This window comes from Agriterribacter sp., from assembly GCF_035445465.1.
Taxonomy (GTDB): Bacteria; Bacteroidota; Bacteroidia; order Chitinophagales; family Chitinophagaceae; genus Agriterribacter.
In genome coordinates this window covers 1-7,205 of sequence record NZ_DAOMQT010000098.1, presented here as the reverse complement: position 1 = coordinate 7,205, position 7,205 = coordinate 1, and the positions used below count along the sequence as shown (strand labels likewise).

At 43.2% G+C, this 7,205-nt stretch carries 7 protein-coding genes; 2 read left to right on the top strand and 5 right to left on the bottom strand.

What is annotated here, in order from left to right; genetic code table 11:
* Nucleotides 1–52: 52 nt before the first annotated feature.
* From PLE34_RS21225 to PLE34_RS21205, 5 genes are all read right to left on the bottom strand, one after another.
* Entirely contained in the window at nt 53–997 is a 945-nt protein-coding gene (locus tag PLE34_RS21225; RefSeq protein ID WP_324560433.1) for a PstS family phosphate ABC transporter substrate-binding protein, read from the bottom strand.
* Nucleotides 994–1,239, bottom strand: a complete 246-nt coding sequence (locus tag PLE34_RS21220; protein ID WP_324560430.1) for a hypothetical protein — start codon at nt 1,237–1,239, stop codon at nt 994–996. Before PLE34_RS21220 ends, PLE34_RS21225 begins: the two co-directional genes overlap by 4 nt.
* 82 nt (nt 1,240–1,321) lie before the next feature.
* Nucleotides 1,322–2,140 (bottom strand): energy transducer TonB, encoded by an 819-nt coding sequence (locus PLE34_RS21215; RefSeq protein WP_324560427.1) that lies wholly within the window; start codon nt 2,138–2,140, stop codon nt 1,322–1,324.
* Nucleotides 2,141–2,572: 432 nt separating this feature from the next.
* On the bottom strand, nt 2,573–3,232 hold the full coding sequence (locus PLE34_RS21210; RefSeq protein ID WP_324560424.1) for a head GIN domain-containing protein: 660 nt from the start codon (nt 3,230–3,232) through the stop codon (nt 2,573–2,575).
* 194 nt (nt 3,233–3,426) lie between these two features.
* The gene (locus PLE34_RS21205; RefSeq protein WP_324560421.1) at nt 3,427–4,497 is read right to left on the bottom strand and encodes an alpha/beta hydrolase; all 1,071 of its coding nucleotides are present in this window, start codon (nt 4,495–4,497) and stop codon (nt 3,427–3,429) included.
* Between the two features lie 283 nt (nt 4,498–4,780).
* On the opposite strand from PLE34_RS21205, the gene PLE34_RS21200 reads away from it, so the two are divergent.
* Complete coding sequence (locus tag PLE34_RS21200) at nt 4,781–5,560, top strand: DUF4397 domain-containing protein (RefSeq protein ID WP_324560418.1); 780 nt, start codon at nt 4,781–4,783, stop codon at nt 5,558–5,560.
* Nucleotides 5,561–5,889: 329 nt separating this feature from the next.
* The gene (locus PLE34_RS21195; protein WP_324560415.1) at nt 5,890–6,987 is read left to right on the top strand and encodes a 3-oxoacyl-ACP synthase III family protein; all 1,098 of its coding nucleotides are present in this window, start codon (nt 5,890–5,892) and stop codon (nt 6,985–6,987) included.
* Nucleotides 6,988–7,205 lie beyond the last annotated feature (218 nt).

The following is a 7,205-nucleotide window of genomic DNA, read 5'->3' as shown; positions in this document are numbered from 1 at the left end:
TTCATCATTTTTGATTTGAAATTTTGGTTTTGGTAAATAAATATATTAAAAATTATTCTTCCTTTATTTGAGCCGACCTTATTGTAAACTGCATATTGGATGGAACAAGATAGGCTCTTTGAAATATAAGCTGTCCTTTTTCACTCTTCAAAAAGTTAGTAAATCCCCTGCCCAATCCGCTATAGTTCTCTTTTACAATATAATACAAACCGCGTACCATAGGGTATCTTTTAGTGGCAATATTAGCCTGGTAAGGTTTTATAAATTTGCCGGGGTCGTCTCTTGCCTCTATAGAAGCCACCCTTACTTTGGAAAGAAAAGCCAGTTGTTGCTTATCTTCCGGGTTTCCTATCCAGCTTACTCCCAGAAATCCTATCGCGTGTTCATTTTGCGCTACATAATCAATTACACCCTGGCTTGTTTTGGCAGCAGTTACTTCCGCCGACAGGGGCTGACCCTTAAGCACCGAATCAATCATAAAACGAACCGTGCTTGTTGCCGCATTGCCATCTAATACCGGATTGAGCTTGTATCCGCTGGTACCATTCATCAAAGACCTGATATCTCCCATGGTAAAAAGGGAATCTTCCGATTTATTGTTTACGATAACGGATATAGCATCAGTCGCTATTTTCCCCCACGGAGGTGCAAACCTTAAGGTATCTTTTAAAGATTTAACTTCCTGTTCACTTAATCCGCGGGTAACAATCACCAGCCGGATGCTGTCGTTGAGCAAATCTCTCAAGCAATCCGCTTCCGCTTTATAATGAGGAATAATAGTAGCTTCGGGAAACTGCGACATAAAAACCCTGATCTGCGCGTCCATAATGGGCTTAAAAGATTCATCCACGCTGATATGAATGGTACCTGATTTCAGGTCATCATTACCGGAAATCGTTCTTGTATTTGTTCCCCCGTTGCAGCTTACCAGCACCAACAACATCATAGCATAAATGCCTGCACGCAACATGGTATATATATAGTTAATGCTATTCATTTTTTATAATATTTCCGCTGGTATCCCCTGTACAGCCTGAATAACCCGTAAGCTATTCCCACCCCGCCAAAAACGGCATCTATCACCGGGTCGCTCTTCATCCAGTCAATATCCCATTTTTTATTAAACAGAAAAAAAAGCCCTAACCCCAGCCATAATATGCCCATTGCATAATCATATAGCGAATGAAAAAATGCATTTCTTTTCCGTTTCTGCTCTTCCCAGTTCTGTTGTACCGACATCAGGTAAAGTTTAAGGGAGTGGGCAAGTTAGCAAATCCTTTTATAAATGCCGCACCTGCACCTATTAAAAATTGATGAACCTTTAATCTTTTAGGACTTCAAAACTTACGGGCTGCACAAAATACATGGCTACATTTCTGCCATTTTTCCGCGCGGCTTTCCACCTGGGCATTTTTTGCAACACTTTTATAACCTGCAGATCCATCTTTTCCCCACCGGTTTGAATGACCGCAAAGTTACCTATTGTTCCATCTTCGTTTACCACAAAGCGGATGCTTATCCTCGAAGCTTCCGTGCGTTCTGCTATGGGATCGCGCAGGTTTCGCTGTAAGAAACGCATCATGGCTTTCAGCCCTCCCGGATATTCAGCGGCTTCATCTACATTACTGCTGGTATAGGCTTGCATATGCTCCGGCCCGGGAGCAACATTTCCTTCCCCGCCCAACTGCTCCACTGCAGGCTGCGTCACCACATCTCCCGAAAAAGGCCCGTCAACGGTAGTGAGCGCTATTTGCTTATCAGCCAAAGCGGATACATCGGGCAGCGGCTCTTCTATCGTTTCTGTTGGCGGAACTATTCGTATGGAAGCAAAATGCTGCGATGCCACCTGCTTTGGAGAAGGCTGCACCCTGGGTGGCGGCGGCTCAAACTTTGGAGGTTCCACCGGATGAAAAGGTGTAACGGGAGGTATATGCGGGATCGAAAAAACAGTTCCGGATCTTTCACTGTTTTGCCGGGTGAACAGGAATAAAATTCCGCCGGTTACTACAAGCATAGCCATCAATGCCTTTAAGAGATACGCATGGTAATGACGGCGTATATAATAGGCGCCATAGGCTTTGTTGCGGTGCTCAAAAAGAATATCCAGCACATCGCTTTGCAGTATGTATTCGGGTTTCATAAAAATAGTTTGTTGTGAGCAATGGAAGTTTCACAACAGGGCCCTGTAACAGCAATAAGATGCGGATAAAAAAAGATTCCACAAACAAGCGGAAGCAATTGCAGTGATTTCTATGCGTAATATTTTAATTTATATATTTACCCAATAATGGAAAATGGGCTCAAATACAAAATCGGGATACCTCTTATTTCCTCCTTTGTTTTAATTGCATGTGGTGCATATCATTTTACAACGGGGAATACTGTATTTGCCCACAGTTTATTTTTATGGGGAATGCTTAGTATGCTTGCAGGAATAATATGGATTTTAATTGCAAAGCGGCATCATAAGCGATAAACCAACAGCTACTGATTTTATAAAATAAAACCCCGGCTGTATTACGCAACAACCGGGGAACCACTCACTATTTGTCTGCTTATAAACCGCTCACTTTTACTTTTTAATCACTTTTCCGCTTCCACTGATATCATCATCTATTGTGACAGGATCGCCTTTATAATATACGCTGCCACTGCCTCTTATTTTGGCTTTTAGCTGCTGCACTACGGCTATCTCCACGTTGCCGCTACCTGCAATGGTAATATCGGCAGTTCCTGCCGTAAAGCCAAAGCTTTTAAAATCGCCGCTGCCGGAGCTATGCAGGGCAAAATGATCAGCAGATCCTTTTTCAACTACAATATCTGCCGAACCCGATATCGTTACATCAAAATTATCGCTACTGTTAAATGTACCGGCAACATATATATCGCCGCTTCCCTGCGATGACAAACCTGTTAATACCGGCATAGTAATGAACACTTCCGAGTTATCGTTCCGCACATTCCTGGTGTCTTCATACCGAACAGATAAAACCCCGTTGCTCACTGTTGTTTTGAGATAGGGCAACAGGTTGGCATAGCCTTTTGCCTTCACTTCAAAATCCGTTCCCTGCACAATATGAATGAGGGTAGAACCCTGTGTGGCCACTTTAGTAAATGCGCTTACATCCCTTTCCTGTGTTTGTATGCTGCCATTGCCTGTAAGCAAATCCTTTTTGCACGATGCGAATACCGCCGAGAAAGCGACAAGCAAAAAAATAAATCTCACTCCCATTTTTTAATTTTTAAGAAATAAATAAATTATAGCTGACCAGACAGGTGACCACATTCATTATAGAAGCGTTACAGCAGAACGCTTAAACTACATGAGCGGAAAAAGAAAGGGATGAATGTAAGAAACAGGACAGCACCGGATGCTTACGGGCACCGGCTGCTGCCCCGTAATAATAAACCCTGACTGCCGTAACTTTAAGGAACCTGCTCTCCGATAGTAATCTGCACATGGGTAGTGTTGGTGGTAATGGCAGTACCCGGCACTTTGGTTACATGCAGTTGCTTCTCCATGAATTTTTCAACAGCCTGCTGAACGCCCAGCAAATCTTTCGATCGGATATAGCTTCCCAATACATGATTGCCTGCATTGGGCATGGCCTGCTTTACTTTATTTTCTTTTGGCGTACCCAGCTCATCAAACATCTTCAGCATGGCAGGTACGCTTACCACGCTATCCTGGTGCACTTCGTCTTTATAATAATACAGCAGCAGCACAGGTTGCTTTACTTTTTCAAAGGTTTCAGGCGTCATGGTGGTTTCTAAGTATTCTTCCAGTTGCACCGCGGCTTCCAACGGGTATTGGGCATACCAGTATTGTTTATAAACAGGCCGCGTATCTTCCGAAACAACATAATCGTTCCCATTCACCCATCCGGCTACCTGTAAGCCCCAGGGCTTATTCAGCAACCATGCCTTATCGTTATGAATGGCGATATTAGGGCTCATTAATATCAATGCATACACATCACCCGGATAAGCGGCTGCCAATTGCAATGCATTGGTTCCCCCGGTTGACGTGCCCATCAGGATCACTTTTTTTCCCAGCTGCTTTCCAATAGCCAGTGCCTGCTTGGCACTTTCCCAGTATCTGGAAGGCGTGAGATTCTTCATGGGATCCGTGGTGTCTACACCATGTTCGGCAAGCCTCGATAGGTAAAGATTACATCCAAATTCCCTTGCAACATTGGTATGAATGGGAGCGCCTTCTTCCTGCGAAGCAGAAAACCCGTGTAGATATACGATAGCATAATCCGTTTTTTCCTTCAGCGTATCATTACACCACACGATCCTTGCCTCGTTATTGGGTTTAAGGGTATGCCCGGCTTCGTTACGGTTAATATATTCCTCCAGCTCAGTGGCCTGGTGAGGAACAGCAGGCATAGCCGGACTGTATACCGGCGTTGGCGGGCGGGGGCCCGAAAGATATATAGCAGCCAGCAATACGATAACAGAAAGGAATAACCGAAAAGATTTTCTTTTGAGCATATAAGCTACTTCAATAGTGTGATTAATAACATACCGGAAATGCTGCGCTAATCTACAACATTCACTACTGAAAAATAAATTGTGCTGAAGGTCATTTAAATGCAACTTGAAAAAGTGATATGTTAATGTTCTACCAACCAAATGTTAAGGCGGGCTTAAGTTCTGCCGGCATTGCAGCATAACCTTTCATCTGGCATCATTTTTTCGAATAGTCGTTTACCATTACGCAGTACTGTAAAACTTCAATCAAATTTTTTAATACCAAACCATAAAGAAAACAATCATGAAAAAATTATTTTCGACACAAAAAACAATACTGGCAGCCGGCGCTTTATGTGTGATGGCTGTTTTTGCTTCCTGCCTGAAAACAAATGATAATGATAATCCCGATACGCCTGTTGCGGGCCTGATGGCATTTAATCTTTCGCCCGATAAATCTGCCATTGGTATTGCCCTGTCCGGTAATAACCTCCCCAATACCGCTTTGGCCTATACCAATTACACGGGCGGATACCTGAGTATTTATCCGGGTACAAGGTCGGTAGAAGCTTATAATGCCGGTAGCGGAACATCTTTTACCGCATCGGATTTCACATTCAATGAAGGTCAATATTACTCCCTGTTTGTAGTGGGCGCCGACAGTGTTTACCGCAATGTAGTGGTAAACGATGCGTTAGATAGTCTTTCGCCGGCTTCAGGCAAAGCATACATCCGTTACATTAATGCTATTCCCGATTCAAGCCAGCCATTAGTAACCGTAAGCGACAATGCCAGTAGTGTGATCAGTGAAAATGCGGCTTTCGCCTCCGTTTCCGGCTTTGTTGCCATAAACCCGGGTAATGCAAATATTGCTATTAATGACAATAATAGTATACAGGCAACCCGTTCTGTTGCCTTAGAAGAAAGAAAAGTGTACACGATTCTTTTTGCAGGCATTCCGGGCGCAACAGATACCACGCAAAGCGTGCAGATCAGGTATATAGAAAATGGAACACTGAGTGCGGATTCTACAGCACAGCAGGGGGTATCTGTGACGGCGCCCCGTTCAGAAAAGATCAATTAAACATAATAGCTGTTGTGTCAAACGGGAGATGTGAGGGGGCTGTCTCAAAAGGGCCGGTATAGAAGATATGCCACTAAGACACAATGGCACAAAGCCCTGATTTTCAGGTTTTATTTTCTTTGTGTTTTCGTGACTGCTTCGTGGCAAAATATTACTTTTGAGACAGCCTCTTCACATTTGACGTCTCACAATAACATTACAGACATACTTGATTGACTTAACACTAACCTGTGGGAATTGCATGCCAATGCAATCTCCACGGGTTTTTTTATTGAAAAAAACAGGTATATACCTTTTTTTTGTAATCTTGGGGGAGAATCTGTACAGAAATGATTGAAAACCAGGAAAGATTTGATAAAGTTTTAGGGGCCGTATTTACTGCTACCGGCAGCTTCATACCCAGCCTGTGCGTTCCCAATGATGCATTTTTAACTGCCCGCTTTTTTAATACAGACGGCACTCCTGTTGAGAAGACCCCTCAAAAAATAATTGAAAAATTTAAGGAAATTACGGGTATTAGTGAACGCCGTTACGGAACCCAGCACCAAAAAGCTTCCGATATGGGGTTTTTGTCGGCCAGCGCTGCGCTCAGCAGTTCAGGAATGGATAAGGAAAAGCTGGACTACATTATAGTGGCGCATAATTTTGGCGATGTAGCATATGGCAGCAACCGCACCGATATGGTGCCTACGCTGGCTTCCCGTATTAAGCACAGGCTGCAGATACACAATCCCGACTGCGTTGCATACGATCTGCCTTTCGGATGCCCGGGGTGGTTAGAAGGCATTATACAGGCCAATTATTTTATCCGTTCGGGCGATGCCAGACATTGCCTTGTAATTGGCACAGAAATGTTATCAAGGGTTATAGATCCCCACGACAGGGATTCGATGTTATACAGCGATGGCAGCGGCGCCGCAATTATTTCCGCTTCCCATACAGGTAAGGGTATTATGGCGCATAAAACACAAACGCATGCGCTGGATCATGCGATGCTGCTAAAAATGGGACAATCCTATCATCCCACATCGGAAAATGAAGAAAACATCTTTCTTAAAATGAAAGGCCGGAAATTATATGAATTTGCTTTAACGCAGGTTCCGCTGGTCATTAAAGCCGCGCTGGACAAGGCGCATCTGCATATCCGTGATATTAACAAAGTATTGATTCACCAGGCCAATGAAAAAATGGATGTTGCCATACTGGAACGGTTATTTAAGCTGTATAATGAGACAAGCATACCCGATAACCTGATGCCGATGACCATTTCAAAACTGGGTAACAATTCCGTAGCTACCATTCCTATATTATTAGATCTTATACTCAATGGGAAATTAAAAGATCAGGAAATCAGGAGCGGAGATAAAGTACTTTTTGCTTCGGTTGGCGCCGGGATGAACATTAATGCGCTCGTTTACCAGTTCTAAAATATTTTTTAAACCTGCAAGAATGTTGCAGGTATTCATTTTAAAAGCCTACCTTTATTCACGACTTGAATTAAAGCATACACACACGAACGTCTATTCTGTACAGCTTACACCGTTGTATTTGTCTGTTCTTCTGTACTTTATGCTCTTCTTACAGGTTGATTAATAACATTTTAATGTAAAAGTATGAACATGTACGTTTCGAATTTAAGTTTTCA